Raw genomic sequence first — 14,063 nt, forward strand, 5'->3', positions numbered from 1 at the left:
AGAAAAAGAGAGAAATCAGAAAAGCTCAGTGAGCGGTATGTTACCGGTTATGTCATTTGATTGAAAAGCGTAAAAAACCGCGCGGATCGTGGCCGGTATGATGAAAACGTTATCGTCGCGCCACGCACCTCTGGCTGCGTACTACGCTTTCTGTCACTGTAAAGAGAAGTGCTTACATCATCAGGAGAGAAAATGCGTCAGCAACCGGTTGTAGCCGTACTGGGTCTGGGAGCGATGGGCCATGCGTTCGCCGCCAGCTTACTGAAAAAAGGGTTTCGCGTGCAGGGCTGGAATCGTACCCGGTCTAAAGGAGAAGATCTGGAGGCGGCAGGCCTGCAGCTGAGCGGCAGCGCGGAAGCTGCTGCTGCGCAGGCGGATGTGGTGATCACGATGCTGGCCGATGGAGATACCACCTGCGACGTGGCGGCGCGCATCGCGCCGGTGCTGAAGCAGAATGCCACTCTGGTACAGATGGGCACCATTGGCGTCGCGGCAACCGACGCGCTGATCGCACAGATCGCCGCGGCGCGTCCCGATATCAACGTTATTGATGCGCCGGTCTCCGGCACCAAAGCGCCAGCGGAAAACGCCCAGATTCTGGTGCTGGCCAGCGGTGACCGCACGCGGGCTGAGGATGCAGAACAGGTGTTTGCCGCGATCGGCAAAGGCACGCAGTGGCTGGGCGAGGCGGGCGCCAGCTCGCGCATGAAGCTGGTGGTGAACAGCTGGCTGATTGGCCTGATGCAGAGCCTGGCCGAGAGCACGCGGCTGGCAGAGCAGTTTGGTTTCAGCACTGACGATCTGTGGCAGGTGCTGGAGGGCGGTCCGCTGGCGGCCCCCTACGCGAAGGTCAAACTCGGCGCGATTGCCAGCGACGACTACACCCCGCAGATGCAGCTTACCTGGGCACTGAAGGATGCGAAACTGGCGCTGGAGGCGGCGGGAGAGACCCGGCTGCCGGCGCTGGAGAACATTGCGCAGCTCTGGCAGCAGGCAGTGGAGGCGGGCTACGGCGAACAGGATCTGGCCTCCGTCTACGCCTGGCTGAAGCGCGGAGATGAGTAAACAGATAAGCTTCGATTTTTCCCGGCGCCCGCTGATACCCTTTGCGCACGATTACGCGCACGGTGCCCGCGAGCCGTGGCACTATCACACCTGTGCGCAGCTGATCCATACTCTGAGCGGCGTGATACGGGTGGAGACGGCGCACGGCAGCTGGATGGTGCCGCCCAGCCGCGGGGTCTGGCTGCCAGCCGGCACGCGGCATGCGCTGCAGACGGGCGGCCAGGTCGCTGCCCGCACGCTGTTTATCGATCCGCTGGCGCGCGCTGATCTGCCGGCCAGCTGTCAGGTGGTGCAGATCTCCGCGCTGCTGCGTGAACTGATCGTGAGCGCGCTGTCGCTGCCGGAGGGCTACTCTCCCGGCAGCCGCAGCGAACGCATTTATGAGCTGATCCTCGATGAGATCAGGGTGATGAATGTGCTGCCGTTTGACCTGCCGATGCCGCAAAGCCCGCGCCTGCTGGCGCTCTGTACCCGGATCCAGCAGAACGCCGGAGAGCCGTGGACGCTGACGCAGGCCGCGGCGGAACTCTGCGTGGCAGAGCGCACGCTGTCGCGCCATTTCAGCCGCGAAACCGGACTGCGCTTTGGCGACTGGCTGCGGCGCGCCCGGCTGAGCCAGGCGCTGATGCGGCTGGCACAGGGAGAGAGCGTGTTGCGGGTGGCGCTGGATCTCGGCTACGAGAGTCCGGGTGCGTTCAGCGCGATGTTTCGCCGCGTGCTGGGCGTTTCACCGGCGGGCTACTTTCCGCCGGCAGAAAGGCGTTCGCCGCATTGAGCAGCGCCTGCAGCGAGGCGCGCGTTACGTCACTGTCGATTCCCACCCCCCAGGCGCGTTTGCCGTTTGCGTCAGTACAGCAGATATAGGCAACCGAGCGACTGTCGCTGCGTTTACCCAGCGTATGTTCATGGTAATCCTCAATGGCGATTGCGCGCCCGTAGTGCTGCTGCAGCGCGCTGACGGCGGCGGAAAGCAGGCCGTTACCGCTGCCATTCAGCATGCGCCCGCCCGATGCCGTCGTAAACTGCAGGCGGATACACGTTGTCCGTTCGTCACTCTGGCTCTCCGCCGTGTCAAGCTGGCGCGCCGGCTGCGTCAGGCCGTAGTGGTGGCAGAACAGCTGCCAGAGGGCATGATGCGTCATCTCGCCGCCGTTCGTGTCAGTCTGCTGCTGCACCCGCTGGCTGAAATCCTGCTGTAGCGCGCGCGGCAGCTGCAGTCCGTGGTTCTGTTCCAGCAGCCAGGCACTGCCGCCTTTGCCCGACTGGCTGTTGACCCGGATCACCGCTTCATAGCTGCAGCCAATGTCGCGCGGATCGAGCGGCAGGTAGGGGATCTGCCAGCGGGTTTCCTGCCGCGCTGCACGTTCGGCAAAGCCTTTGCGGATGGCGTCCTGATGGGAGCCGGAAAAGGCGGTAAAGACCAGCTCACCGGCATAAGGGTGGCGCGGATGCAGCGGCAGCTGATTACACGCCGTCACCGTCTCAATCACCTGCTGCATATCGCTGAAATCAAGCCCCGGCGCCACGCCCTGGGTGTAGAGATTCAGCGCCAGCGTCACCAGATCAACGTTGCCGGTGCGCTCGCCGTTGCCAAACAGGCAGCCCTCGACGCGATCGGCCCCCGCCAGTAGCGCCAGCTCGGCGCAGGCGGTGCCGGTACCGCGATCGTTGTGCGGATGTACGCTGATGGTCACCGCCGCACGCTGGCTAAAGTGGCGGCAGAAGTATTCAATCTGATCGGCGTAGACGTTAGGGGTGTTCACTTCCACCGTGGCGGGCAGGTTGATAATCATCGGTCGCTGCGGGCCAGGCTGCCAGATCGCCGCTACCGCTTCACAAATCTCCAGCGCAAAGTCCGGCTCGGTAAAGCAGAACGTTTCCGGTGAATACTGAAACGTCCACGCCGTATCAGGCTGCGCGGCACAGCGGTCGCGGATCTGGCGGGCGGCGCTGCACGCCAGGGCGACAATCTCCGCTTTGCTCTGGCAGAACACACGCTCGCGAAACAGCGGGGCGGTGGCGTTGTAGAGATGAACAATCGCCTGCCGGACGCCCGTCAGCGCGTCGAACGTGCGATCGATCAGATCGCTGCGCGCCTGGGTGAGCACCTGAATGGTGACATGGGGCGGAATGTGATCTTTCTCGATCAGTTCCCGCACAAACGCATAGTCGGTCTGCGATGCGGCAGGAAAGGCCACCTCAATTTCGCTGAAGCCGCAGCGCAGCAGCAGCTGCCAGAACGCCAGCTTGCGGGCGCTGTCCATCGGCACCGCCAGCGCCTGGTTGCCGTCGCGCAGATCCGTTGAGAGCCAGCGCGGCGCGTGAGTGAGCTGGCGCGACGGCCACTGGCGATCGGCCAGCGGCAGCACAGGGGTCGGGTAATATTTATCAGCAGGGTGAGTCAGCATCGTCGTCTCCTTTAGCAGAGCCTGTAGTGTGGCGCAGGTGGATCGCTGCCCGCCTGCGCGTAGCGGACAACCACGCGTGCAAAACGGACAGGTTGGCGAAAGCGGTGCGGGCGCGTAGCATAGCGGCACGGTTTCCGGCTCAGGCAGGCTATGTCATTTATTACGTTCGACGGTCACAACGACCTGTTACTGCGGCTCTGGCTGCATCATCGCGACGATCCGGCGCGCGCATTTTTCTCCGGTACAGAAACCGGGCATCTCGACTTTCCGCGCATGCAGCAGGGCGGCTTTGGCGGCGGGCTGTTTGCGCTGTTTGTGCCCCCGGCTGGCTATCTCAGCGAGGTGGCGCCTGAGCGCGCCGGGGAGCAGCTGCCGCCGCTCACCATTCTCTGGCAGCAGCTCGCGATTCTGAAAACGCTGGCGGCGGAATCAGGCGGACGCGCCCGGCTCTGCCTGAACGCGGAGGAGATTGCCGCCTGCCGGCGCGATGGCGTACTGGCGCTGGTGGCGCATATCGAAGGCGCCGACGGTTTCGACGGTGCCGGCGCAGATCTGCAGGCGTTTTATCAGGCTGGCGTACGCAGCATCGGGCCATTCTGGAATCTGCCTAACCGCTTTGGTCACGGCGTCACCGGCGCGTTTCCCGGATCGCCCGACAGCGGTGACGGGCTGACGGAGGAGGGGGAGCAGCTGATTACGCTGGCCTGTCAGCAGCGTATGGTTATCGATCTCTCGCATATGAATGAAAAAGCCTTCTGGCAGACGGCGCGGCTCAGCACGCTGCCGCTGGTCGCCACGCACTCCAACGCGCACGCGCTCTGCGCACAGCCGCGCAATCTGACTGACGATCAGCTGCGCGCCATTCGCGACAGCGGCGGCGTGGTGGGGATAAATTTCGGCAACGCCTTCCTGCGCAGTGACGGAAAACGCGATGACAGCACCGCGCTGACGGAAATTGTTAAACACGCCGCGCATCTGATCGCTATTATGGGCCGCGATCACGTGGCGCTGGGATCGGATTTTGACGGCATCAGCGTACCGGCGACGTTAAAAGATGTTACCGGTTTACCGCGGCTCTATGCGCTATTGCAAAGTCTCGGCTATGATCAGGCATTGACTGAACAGCTCGCGTGGGGCAACTGGCAGCGCGTGCTGCGTCAGATCTGGCAGGCCTGAACCGCGTTTCCCTGATGAATCAGGGTTGATCTCCGCGCGACATTGGCGCAACATCGCCGCGCCTGGTGTACTGCCTGCAGTCGCCAGCGGCATTTATGGCAGAGCCTGCTCTGCGTTTTCATTGATGAGGAAGAACACTATGTGGAAAAAACCTGAGTTTGTTGACCTGCGTCTGGGCCTGGAAGTGACACTGTACATCTCCAACCGCTAAGACTCTCTGCCCGCCGCTCGTGCGGGCATTCTCTTTTTCTGCTTCGGTCTTTCACATGTTTATTAAAGTTCTCGGTTCAGCGGCAGGCGGTGGCTTTCCGCAGTGGAACTGTAACTGCGCCAACTGCAGCGGTCTGCGTAACGGCACCATTCAGGCGCAGGCGCGCACCCAGTCCTCAATTATCGTCAGTGATGACGGAGAAAATTGGGTGTTATGCAACGCCTCGCCTGATATCAGTCAGCAGATTGCGCAGACGCCTGAGCTGGTGAAAAAAGGGGTGCTGCGCGGCACCGCGATCGGCAGTATTATTCTGACCGACAGTCAGATTGACCACACCACCGGGCTGCTCAGCCTGCGCGAAGGCTGCCCGCATCAGGTATGGTGCACCCCTGAAGTGCATGCCGACCTTACCAGCGGTTTTCCTGTCTTTACCATGCTGCAGCACTGGAACGGCGGCCTGAAGCATCATGCGCTGACGCCGCTTGAGCCGTTCAGCGTGGCGGTCTGTCCCGATCTGCAGTTTACTGCGATCCCGATTCTCAGCAACGCCCCCCCTTACTCTCCGTACCGCGACCGGCCGCTGCCGGGGCACAACGTGGCGCTGTTTATAGAAAACCGCGCCAGCGGACAGACGCTGCTCTATGCGCCGGGTCTGGGCGAACCGGATGGGGTGATCATGCCGTGGCTGCAGAAAGCGGACTGCCTGCTGATTGACGGCACCGTCTGGCAGGATGATGAACTGCTGACCACCGGCGTCGGCAAAAATACCGGGCGTGCGATGGGCCATCTGGCACTGGCTGAAGAGCAGGGCCTGATGGCGCTACTGGCCGCGCTGCCGGCAAAGCGCAAAATTCTTATTCATATTAACAACACCAATCCGATCCTCGACGAACACTCGCCGCAGCGCCAGTTTCTGACGCAGCAGGGCATTGAAGTGAGCCAGGACGGGATGGCGATCCATCTGCAGGAGTCCGCATCGTGATCACCGACGCTCTGACCCCCGAGGCGTTTGAACAGGCGCTGCGCGCCAAAGGCGCTTACTACCATATTCATCACCCTTACCATAAAGCGATGCATAACGGTGAGGCAACGCGCGAGCAGATCCAGGGCTGGGTCGCAAACCGTTTCTATTACCAGACCACCATTCCGCTGAAAGATGCCGCGATCATGGCCAACTGCCCCGATCCGGCCACGCGGCGTAAGTGGGTACAGCGCATTCTCGATCACGACGGCAGTCACGATGGCGATGGCGGCATTGAAGCCTGGCTGCAGCTGGGTGAGGCAGTAGGCCTGACGCGTGAGGCGCTGCTGTCGGAGCAGCACGTGCTGCCCGGCGTACGGTTTGCCGTTGACGCCTATCTCAATTTTGCCCGGCGCGCTGACTGGCAGGAAGCGGCGTGCAGTTCCCTGACCGAGCTGTTTGCGCCGCAGATCCATCAGTCGCGCCTCGACAGCTGGCCGCAGCACTATCCGTGGATCAAAGAGGAGGGGTATTTCTACTTCCGCAGCCGCCTGAGCCAGGCTAACCGCGACGTTGAGCACGGGCTGGCGCTGGCGCTGGAGCGCTTTACCACGGCGGAACAGCAGAACCGCATGCTGGAGATCCTGCAGTTTAAACTCGATATTCTCTGGACGATGCTTGACGCCATGACTATGGCCTATGTGCTGCAGCGTCCGCCTTATCATACGGTCACCGATCGGGCGGCCTGGCACACAACAAGACTGGTGTAAGCGCATGAAAGATACCCTGATCCCCGCTTTCCGGCGCGGTTATCGTCTGCAGTGGGAAGCCGCGCAGCAGAGCCACGTCGTGCTCTATCCGGAAGGCATGGCGAAACTGAATGAAACGGCAGCGGCCATCCTGGAGCTGGTGACCGGTAAGCAGGATGTGGCCGCGATCGTCAGCACGCTTGACGCCCGTTTTCCCGAGGCTGGCGGCGTCGGCGACGACGTGAAAGATTTCCTGCAGTCAGCCGTTGAACAGAAATGGATCCAGTGTCGTGAACCCGAATAAACCTGCCGTCAATGCGCCGCTCTGGCTGCTGGCGGAGCTGACCTATCGCTGCCCGCTGCAGTGTCCTTACTGCTCTAATCCGCTCGATTTTGCGCAGCAGGAGAAAGAGCTGACCACCGAACAGTGGATTGAGGTGTTCAGCCAGGCGCGTGCCATGGGTAGCGTACAGCTCGGCTTCTCCGGCGGCGAGCCGCTGGTACGCAAAGATCTGCCCGAGCTGATCCGCGCCGCGCGCGACCTTGGCTTTTACACCAACCTGATCACCTCCGGCATTGGCCTGACAGAGAAAAAGCTCGACGCCTTTGCGGACGCCGGTCTGGACCATATTCAGATCAGCTTTCAGGCCAGCGATGAAACGCTGAACGCCGCGCTGGCTGGCTCGCAAAAAGCGTTTCAGCAGAAGCTGGAGATGGCGCGGGCAGTGAAAAAGCATGGCTATCCGATGGTGCTGAACTTTGTACTGCATCGCCATAACATCGATCAGATCGATAAAATCATCGACCTCTGTATCGAGCTGGATGCCGATGACGTTGAGCTGGCAACCTGCCAGTTTTACGGCTGGGCGCACCTGAACCGCGAGGGGCTGCTGCCGACGCGCGAGCAGATCGCCCGCGCGGAAGAGACGGTGGCGCGCTACCGGGCGCGCATGAGCGAGAGCGGCAACCTGACCAATCTGCTGTTTGTGACGCCGGACTATTATGAAGAGCGTCCCAAGCCGTGCATGGGCGGGTGGGGTTCAATCTTCCTCAGCGTAACCCCGGAAGGCACCGCGTTACCCTGTCACAGCGCGCGCCAGCTGCCGGTTGAATTTCCCTCCGTACTGACGCAGAGCCTGCAGTCGATCTGGTATGACTCGTTTGGTTTTAACCGCTACCGCGGCTTTGACTGGATGCCGGAGCCGTGCCGCTCCTGCGATGAGAAAGAGAAAGATTTCGGCGGCTGCCGCTGTCAGGCGTATATGCTGACCGGTAACGCTGATAATACCGATCCGGTCTGCAGCAAATCGCCGCATCACGGGCAGATCCTCGAGGCGCGGCGTGAGGCAAACTGCAGCGATATTAAAATTGCCCAGCTGCAGTTCCGCAACCGGGCCAACTCTGCGCTGATTGTCAAACAGCGTCTCTGATGATGCAGCGCACCCTGACGCTGGCCAGCGGCCTGCGCTGCCACCTTTATCACCAGCCTGACGCCCGCGAAGCCGCGGCGCTGGTGCAGGTCGGGGCCGGCAGCCTGCATGAGCCCGATCGCTGGCCCGGACTGGCGCATCTGCTCGAACATCTGCTGTTCTGCGACAGCGCGCGCTTCAGTGGCAGCCAGCGCCTGATGCCGTGGGTGCAGCAACAGGGCGGCGAGGTCAACGCCACCACCCAGCTCAGCCGCAGCGCGTGGTTTTTTCAGCTGCCGGCCGCCGCGCTGGAAGGCGGCGTTACGCGGCTGGCGGATATGCTGATCGCCCCGAACCTCGCGCCTGACGCCATCCGCCAGGAGTGCGCCGTTATCGATGCTGAGTATCAGCTGCTGCAGAGCCACAGCGAGACGCTGAGCGAGGCGGCGCTGCTGCACGCGCTGGGCGGGCGCTTCAGGCGCTTTCGCGCCGGCAGCAGGGCGGCTTTTGGTGACAACGTCACGGAGCTGCAGCGTGCGCTGCGCCACTTCCATCAGACCCGCTTTACGGCAAATAGTCTGGAGCTCTGGCTCTCCGGGCCGCAGTCGCTGGATGAGCTGGCAACGCTGGCCGCAGCTTTTGATCGCCTGCCGGGCGGCGAGGTACCGGCGCTGCCGGTGGTGCCCCGGCAGCCCGGCAGCCATGCGCTCGCGCAGCTTGAGCTGCCGGGTGAGAACGCATTCTGGCTGACGCTTTTAACCCCCTTCGATCGCACACTTAGTGACAGTGTCACTCTGCTGCGCAGCTACTGGCTCGATGAGGCTGAAGGCGGCCTGCTGCATCAGCTGCGCAGTGAGGGCGCGTGTGACACGCTGCAGGTCAGCTGGCTGTGGCAGGATACCCGGCACGCGCTGCTCGCGCTGCGCTTCAGTGCAGCGAAGATCTCACCCGCGCAGACCCGGCGTATAGAGCAGCGCGTCTGGCAGCATCTGCAGGCCGTGCAGCACAATACGCAGCGCCAGCATCAGCACTATCTGCAGCTGGCGCAGCGCGACTTCCGCGCTGAGACGCCGCTGCGTCAGCTGCGGCTGCGGGCGGCAGCAGAAGCGCCTGCGGCCGATCTGCCTCCTGACCTTGTCCTGGCGATCCGCCAGCTGACGCAGGCTGGCCGGCTGCGCCTGCTGACCCGGCAGCCGCTGAGCGATGCTCTGACCTGCATCACGCAGGGATTTACGCTGCGCTGCAGCAGCAGCGTGCTTTGCGGTGACTTACCGGCGGCGGTGCGCTGGCAGTTTCCGCCGCGCGCCCTGCAGGCTGCCGCGGCAGGTTTTTGCGGCAGCGCAGCCGCGTTACCGCAGGCGCTGCCGGTTGAGCCGGCGGAGACGCTGCTGCTGCGCCCGGCGTGCTACCAGCCGCTGGCTGACCACGCAGGAGTGGCCTGTCAGCGGCGTTTGCGGCCATTGCTGGCAGAGCTGCGTCATCTGGGTGGGCGTGGCGTCTGGCAGCAGCAGCAGGGGATCTGGCAGCTGCTGCTGGATATTCCGGCCGACGCCGCCGTGGCCTGGCAGTTGCTGCCGGCTATCACGGCGCAGCTGAGCGCAGCGGATGAGGCCGGCGACCCGCCTGAACCCGCGACCATTGTTATCCGCCAGCTGCTGCAGACGCTGCCGTTTCAGCTGCTGTATCCGGCGGCAGTCCGCGGCTGGCAGGCAGCGTGGTGCGGGCACGATCGGCACCTCAATCACTGCGCCGCCCAGAGTCTGGCGAGCCTCAGGCAACAGATAGCGCCCTCTTCGCCGCCACCGCTGCGGCGCGGCATTACGCCCGTCGCCTGCCAGGGGCGCGACCAGGCGCTGCTGCTGTTTATCCCCCTGACGACGCCGGATGATATCAGCCTGGCGGCGCTGCAGGCGCTGGGGCTGTTTCTGGCACCGCGCTTTTTTCAGCGGCTGCGTGTGGATCAACAGATAGGCTACGTGGTCACGGCCCGCTATGAGCGCTGCGCCGATGTGGATGGACTGCTGTTTGCACTGCAGTCGCCCGATATCGACTGGGTACGCCTGCTGGCCCACTGCCGGCGCTTTCTGCTGGATATGAAGACGGCGCTGAGCGAGTGTGATGCCGAAATGCTGCACGCATGGCAGCAGACGCTGCGGGAACGCTGCCAGCCGTACGCTAACCGGCAGGTGGCGCAGGATCTGCTGCGGCGCGAAGCGGGCGGCGCGATCCTGACGCCTGAGGCGGTCTCTGCCCTGACGCTGCCGCGCATGCAGCAGCTTTTCCGGCGGCTGGTGCGTCAGCGGCGGCGCTGGCGGCTGCTGATCAACCGGCACTGAGCCGGCCGGCGCCGCTGCCTGTCCCGACAAAAGTTTACACGGCAAAACTTGGCGTTTGCGGCGGCGTTACATAAAATGCCCGCACTTTTCTCTGAGGCTGCGGCATGATGATATCGCCCCAACGCGCAACGTGGATCCTGGCACTCGCCTGTCTGGTGCTGGCATTTTGTCTGGTACAGCGCAGCTTCAGTATGCCCGTTCAGCCTGTTACCCCCTCTGCCGTGTTGAGTGAGTCCGGCGCGCAGGATGCCTCCGCCAGCAGTGACAAGCCCTGTGCGCTGAGCGCAAAATCCCTCAGCGCCAGCACGCCGGTCTTTGATGCGGCGCTGCTGCTGCTGATGCTTGTCATGGCGCTGGTCGCCGCGCTTGCCGTTCCGCAACGCCTCTCTTTCTTCTGGCGTCATCAGTCGCACCGTCCGCCGCTGCGACGGCGACATCTTACGCTCTGCGTCTTCCGGGAATAACACCGCACGCTGTTTCGCGTACCCCCTGTTATTTACCGGAGAATTTATCATGACTGTTTTAATCAGGAGCCTGCTGCTCCTGCTGGCAGGCTGCGTGCTGAGTGCGCAGGCTGCGGATACCGGCTGGCTGCGCAACGCGCAAAACAGCCACGCTGAGGTGCGCCTGCGCGCCGCGCCGCAGGCGGGCGACACCCGGCTGCTGCTGGATATTCATCTGGAACCCGGCTGGAAAACCTACTGGCGCACGCCGGGAGAAGGCGGCGTGGCACCCGTCATCGCCTGGCAGACGCCCGGCATTAGCGCTCAGTGGTTCTGGCCTGTACCGGCGCGCTTTGACGTCAGCGGGCTGACCACGCAGGGCTATAAAGGCACTGTCACGCTGCCGATCGTGCTGCAGCGCCCGCCGGGCAGCGATACGCTTACCGGCACGCTGACGCTCTCTACGTGCAGCGACGTCTGTATCCTGACGGATTTTCCGTTCAGCCTCGATCTGACCCGGCCGCCCGCGGCGGCGTTTGACCGCGACTTTGCCCGCGCGATGGGAGAGGTTCCGCCTGACTCCGGCCTGACTGACCAGCTCAATGCCAGTTTTGTTAACGGTGAGCTGCAGATCCGCGCGGTACGTCAGGCGGGCTGGAGCACGCCGGAACTCTTCTTTGACTATCCGGCGGGCAGCATGCTGGCAGCACCGGTGATCAGCGTGCAGGGCAACACGCTCAGCGCGCGCGTGGCCGTGACCGATGAATGGGGCGATGCGGCACCCGACCTGCGCGGCCGCCAGCTGTCGCTGGTGATCGGTGATAAGGGGCTGGCGCAGCAGAGCCAGGTGACTATTGAGGCAGAGCCCCTGCTGAGCGGCGGGACGCGCGCGACGCTCTGGTCGGTGCTGCTGCTGGCGCTGCTCGGCGGCCTGGTGCTGAATCTGATGCCCTGCGTGCTGCCGGTCATGGCGATCAAGCTCAGCGGTCTGGTGCAGCAGCAGGGTCAGACGCGCCGCCAGACGCGCCTGCAGTTTCTGGCCTCCAGCGCCGGGATCCTCTTCTCCTTTTTGCTGCTGGCACTCCTGATGAGCGCGCTGCGCCTGAGCGGTCAGGCGCTGGGCTGGGGCATACAGTTCCAGAGCAGCGGATTCCTGCTGCTGATGACCGGCGTCATGTTTCTGTTCAGCGCCAGTCTGTTTGATCTGCTGCATTTCCGTCTGCCCTCCGCCTTCAACACCCGGCTGGCCACGCACCAGGGGAACGGATTAGCGGGGCATTTTGCGCAGGGTGCGTTTGCCACTCTGCTGGCAACGCCCTGCAGCGCGCCATTTCTCGGCACGGCGGTAGCCTATGCGCTGACCGCGCCACTGCCCCAGCTCTGGCTGCTGTTTGCGGCGCTGGGTATCGGCATGAGCGTACCGTGGCTGCTGGTGGCCGCGCTGCCGGGCGTCGCACGCTGGCTGCCGCGTCCGGGACGCTGGATGGTGCATCTGCGTACGCTGCTGGGCACTCTGATGCTGCTGGCGACGCTCTGGCTGGTTACGCTGCTGATCCCGCACTGGGGCAGTGGTGCAGCAGGCCTGCTGGCCGCCGCGCTGCTGTTGCTGCTGCTAATCTGGCTGCTGCGCCGCCGCGCGCTGCAGCAGGCGGGCGCCGTCGCCATCGCGCTGACGGTAGCGGGCGCGCTGTTCCTGCTGATGCGTCCGGCAGAGGATGCCGGTGAACTGCGCTGGCAGCCGCTGTCAGAGCAGGCTATCGCCGCGGCGCTGCAGCAGAACCGGCGTGTGTTTGTCGATATCACCGCTGACTGGTGCATTACCTGCAAGGTCAATAAGTCCCGGGTGCTGAATCAGCCTGACGTTCGCGCCGCGCTGAGCGCTGACGATATCGTGCTGCTGCGCGGCGACTGGACACAGCCCGACCCCGCCATTGGCGACTTTCTGCGCCAGCGCGATCGGGCGGCGATTCCGTTTAATCAGATTTATGGCCCGGCGCTGCCGCAGGGTCAGATTTTGTCACCGCTGCTGAGTCGCGACGCGGTGCTTTCCACACTGAGTAAGGCGAAAAAATAATGAAAAAATCTCTGTTTGCAATGCTGCTGCTGAGCGCACCGGTACTGGCTGCCGCTCCTTTTACACCGGAGCAGGAGGCGCGGATCAAAGCGCTGATCCGCGAAACGCTGGTACAGAATCCCGCCATACTGGCTGAGGCCGCCGATGCCTTTGATAAGGAAGCCGCGCGACAGCAGCAGAATGTGGTGGCGCAAATGGTTGAAAAGAATCGCGATATGCTGTTCAGCGATGCCGGTTCGCCCCGCATTGGCGCTGAAAAACCGGCACTGACGCTGGTCTATTTCACCGATTACAACTGCGTATTTTGCAAAAAATTTGAGGGTGATATCACCACGCTGCTGAAAGCGCATCCGCAGGTAGCGGTAGTCATTAAACCACTGCCTTATCGTGCCGAAAGTTCGCTGAGTTCAGCGCGGCTGGCGCTGACGGTCTGGGAGCAGCAGCCAGAAAACTTTCTGAAGCTGCATGAAAAGCTGATGGCGAAAAAAGGCAATCACGACGAGGCCAGCATCAGCGCTGCGCTGAAAAAAACCGGTATCAGCCTCTCGGCACCGGGCAAAGCGAGTCTGGATACCATTAATCACAACCTGACGCTGGCGCAGCAGCTTGGCGTGCAGGGAACCCCGGCCACGCTGGTGGGTAATCAGCTGATCAGCGGTGCGGTGCCTTATGCCCAGCTGGAGGCGGCCGTGAAAGATGCGCTGCAGGCGGCACCGTGAGCCGGCTGAAGCGCTGGCTGCGTGAAGCGCTCTGGCTGCTGCTGGCAGGCGTGCTGATTATGCTGGCGGTCGACTGGCTGCGCGCGCCGCAGCTGCCTGCCGATCTGGCACAGCAGCCGCTCACCACGCTGCAGGGTGAGCAGAGCCTGGCCGGGCTGAGCGCATCGAAGCCGGTGCTGGTTTACGTCTGGGCCAGCTGGTGCGGCGTCTGCAAACTGACCACGCCGGTTGTGGCGAAGCTCAGCCAGCAGGGCGTGCCGGTAGTCAGCGTGGCGCTGCGCTCGGGTTCTGATGCGCAGGTTACCCGGTGGCTGGCAAAAAAAGGCCTGCAGGGGTTAGCCGTTAACGACGCGCGCGGCGAGCTGGGTCAGCGCTGGCAAATCGCCGCCACGCCGACGTTTATCGTGCTCTATCAGGGCCGGGTTGTCAGTACCACCAGCGGCTGGAGCAGCCGCTGGGGACTGCTGCTGCGTTTATGGTGGGCTGAACAGTTCAGCGGATAACACAGGGCG

Annotated in this window: 14 protein-coding genes; 13 read left to right on the plus strand and 1 reads right to left on the minus strand. The window is 63.2% G+C overall.

The window, feature by feature from the left end:
- The first annotated feature begins 192 nt into the window (after positions 1-192).
- A complete protein-coding gene (locus tag LAC65_RS07230; protein ID WP_039384255.1) occupies positions 193-1,065 on the plus strand; it encodes an NAD(P)-dependent oxidoreductase in 873 nt (290 codons plus the stop codon).
- On the plus strand, positions 1,058-1,840 hold the full coding sequence (locus LAC65_RS07235) for an AraC family transcriptional regulator (protein ID WP_039384257.1): 783 nt from the start codon (positions 1,058-1,060) through the stop codon (positions 1,838-1,840). Before LAC65_RS07230 ends, LAC65_RS07235 begins: the two co-directional genes overlap by 8 nt.
- Here LAC65_RS07235 and leuA read toward each other — a convergent pair.
- The gene (gene leuA / locus LAC65_RS07240; protein ID WP_039384260.1) at positions 1,761-3,473 is read right to left on the minus strand and encodes a 2-isopropylmalate synthase; all 1,713 of its coding nucleotides are present in this window, start codon (positions 3,471-3,473) and stop codon (positions 1,761-1,763) included. The two genes, LAC65_RS07235 and leuA, sit on opposite strands and share 80 nt — an antisense overlap.
- Positions 3,474-3,623: 150 nt before the next feature.
- Between leuA and LAC65_RS07245 the strand changes: the two genes are divergently transcribed.
- The 11 genes from LAC65_RS07245 (at position 3,624) to LAC65_RS07295 (ending at position 14,054) form a co-directional block, all read left to right on the plus strand.
- Positions 3,624-4,649, plus strand: coding sequence for a dipeptidase (locus tag LAC65_RS07245; RefSeq protein WP_039384263.1), 1,026 nt, complete (start codon positions 3,624-3,626; stop codon positions 4,647-4,649).
- Positions 4,650-4,788: 139 nt separating this feature from the next.
- Positions 4,789-4,860, plus strand: coding sequence for a pyrroloquinoline quinone precursor peptide PqqA (gene pqqA / locus LAC65_RS07250; RefSeq protein ID WP_010617686.1), 72 nt, complete (start codon positions 4,789-4,791; stop codon positions 4,858-4,860).
- Positions 4,861-4,915: 55 nt separating this feature from the next.
- Positions 4,916-5,842: a pyrroloquinoline quinone biosynthesis protein PqqB gene (pqqB, locus tag LAC65_RS07255; protein WP_039384267.1), complete on the plus strand. Its 927-nt coding sequence runs from the start codon at positions 4,916-4,918 to the stop codon at positions 5,840-5,842.
- A complete protein-coding gene (gene pqqC / locus LAC65_RS07260; protein ID WP_039384270.1) occupies positions 5,836-6,591 on the plus strand; it encodes a pyrroloquinoline-quinone synthase PqqC in 756 nt (251 codons plus the stop codon). The genes pqqB and pqqC overlap by 7 nt, the downstream gene beginning before the upstream one ends.
- A gap of 4 nt (positions 6,592-6,595) precedes the next feature.
- Complete coding sequence (gene pqqD / locus LAC65_RS07265) at positions 6,596-6,874, plus strand: pyrroloquinoline quinone biosynthesis peptide chaperone PqqD (RefSeq protein ID WP_039384271.1); 279 nt, start codon at positions 6,596-6,598, stop codon at positions 6,872-6,874.
- Complete coding sequence (gene pqqE, locus LAC65_RS07270; protein WP_039384272.1) at positions 6,861-8,000, plus strand: pyrroloquinoline quinone biosynthesis protein PqqE; 1,140 nt, start codon at positions 6,861-6,863, stop codon at positions 7,998-8,000. The genes pqqD and pqqE overlap by 14 nt, the downstream gene beginning before the upstream one ends.
- Positions 8,000-10,315 carry a pyrroloquinoline quinone biosynthesis protein PqqF gene (gene pqqF / locus LAC65_RS07275; RefSeq protein ID WP_039384280.1) on the plus strand — a complete coding sequence of 772 codons (2,316 nt, stop codon included), beginning with the start codon at positions 8,000-8,002 and terminating at the stop codon, positions 10,313-10,315. Before pqqE ends, pqqF begins: the two co-directional genes overlap by 1 nt.
- A 104-nt stretch (positions 10,316-10,419) precedes the next feature.
- Positions 10,420-10,779, plus strand: a complete 360-nt coding sequence (locus tag LAC65_RS07280) for a hypothetical protein (RefSeq protein WP_039384282.1) — start codon at positions 10,420-10,422, stop codon at positions 10,777-10,779.
- Between the two features lie 49 nt (positions 10,780-10,828).
- Positions 10,829-12,832 carry a protein-disulfide reductase DsbD family protein gene (locus LAC65_RS07285; RefSeq protein WP_039384283.1) on the plus strand — a complete coding sequence of 668 codons (2,004 nt, stop codon included), beginning with the start codon at positions 10,829-10,831 and terminating at the stop codon, positions 12,830-12,832.
- The gene (locus LAC65_RS07290) at positions 12,832-13,551 is read left to right on the plus strand and encodes a DsbA family protein (protein ID WP_203025453.1); all 720 of its coding nucleotides are present in this window, start codon (positions 12,832-12,834) and stop codon (positions 13,549-13,551) included. Before LAC65_RS07285 ends, LAC65_RS07290 begins: the two co-directional genes overlap by 1 nt.
- On the plus strand, positions 13,548-14,054 hold the full coding sequence (locus tag LAC65_RS07295; protein WP_113655473.1) for a protein disulfide oxidoreductase: 507 nt from the start codon (positions 13,548-13,550) through the stop codon (positions 14,052-14,054). The genes LAC65_RS07290 and LAC65_RS07295 overlap by 4 nt, the downstream gene beginning before the upstream one ends.
- The last annotated feature ends 9 nt before the right edge of the window (positions 14,055-14,063 follow it).

It is taken from the genome of Pantoea eucrina (genome assembly GCF_020079945.1).
In the GTDB taxonomy this organism is placed as follows: Bacteria; Pseudomonadota; Gammaproteobacteria; order Enterobacterales; family Enterobacteriaceae; genus Pantoea; species Pantoea eucrina.

Coding starts and splice junctions, on each gene's coding strand:
- LAC65_RS07230 (WP_039384255.1), top strand. CDS start 193: ATGCGTCAGCAACCGGTTGTAGCCGTACTGGGTCTGGGAGCGATGGGC.
- pqqF (WP_039384280.1), top strand. CDS start 8,000: ATGATGCAGCGCACCCTGACGCTGGCCAGCGGCCTGCGCTGCCACCTT.
- pqqB (WP_039384267.1), top strand. CDS start 4,916: ATGTTTATTAAAGTTCTCGGTTCAGCGGCAGGCGGTGGCTTTCCGCAG.
- pqqD (WP_039384271.1), top strand. CDS start 6,596: ATGAAAGATACCCTGATCCCCGCTTTCCGGCGCGGTTATCGTCTGCAG.
- LAC65_RS07235 (WP_039384257.1), top strand. CDS start 1,058: ATGAGTAAACAGATAAGCTTCGATTTTTCCCGGCGCCCGCTGATACCC.
- leuA (WP_039384260.1), bottom strand. CDS start 3,473: ATGCTGACTCACCCTGCTGATAAATATTACCCGACCCCTGTGCTGCCG.
- LAC65_RS07280 (WP_039384282.1), top strand. CDS start 10,420: ATGATGATATCGCCCCAACGCGCAACGTGGATCCTGGCACTCGCCTGT.
- LAC65_RS07245 (WP_039384263.1), top strand. CDS start 3,624: ATGTCATTTATTACGTTCGACGGTCACAACGACCTGTTACTGCGGCTC.
- LAC65_RS07290 (WP_203025453.1), top strand. CDS start 12,832: ATGAAAAAATCTCTGTTTGCAATGCTGCTGCTGAGCGCACCGGTACTG.
- LAC65_RS07285 (WP_039384283.1), top strand. CDS start 10,829: ATGACTGTTTTAATCAGGAGCCTGCTGCTCCTGCTGGCAGGCTGCGTG.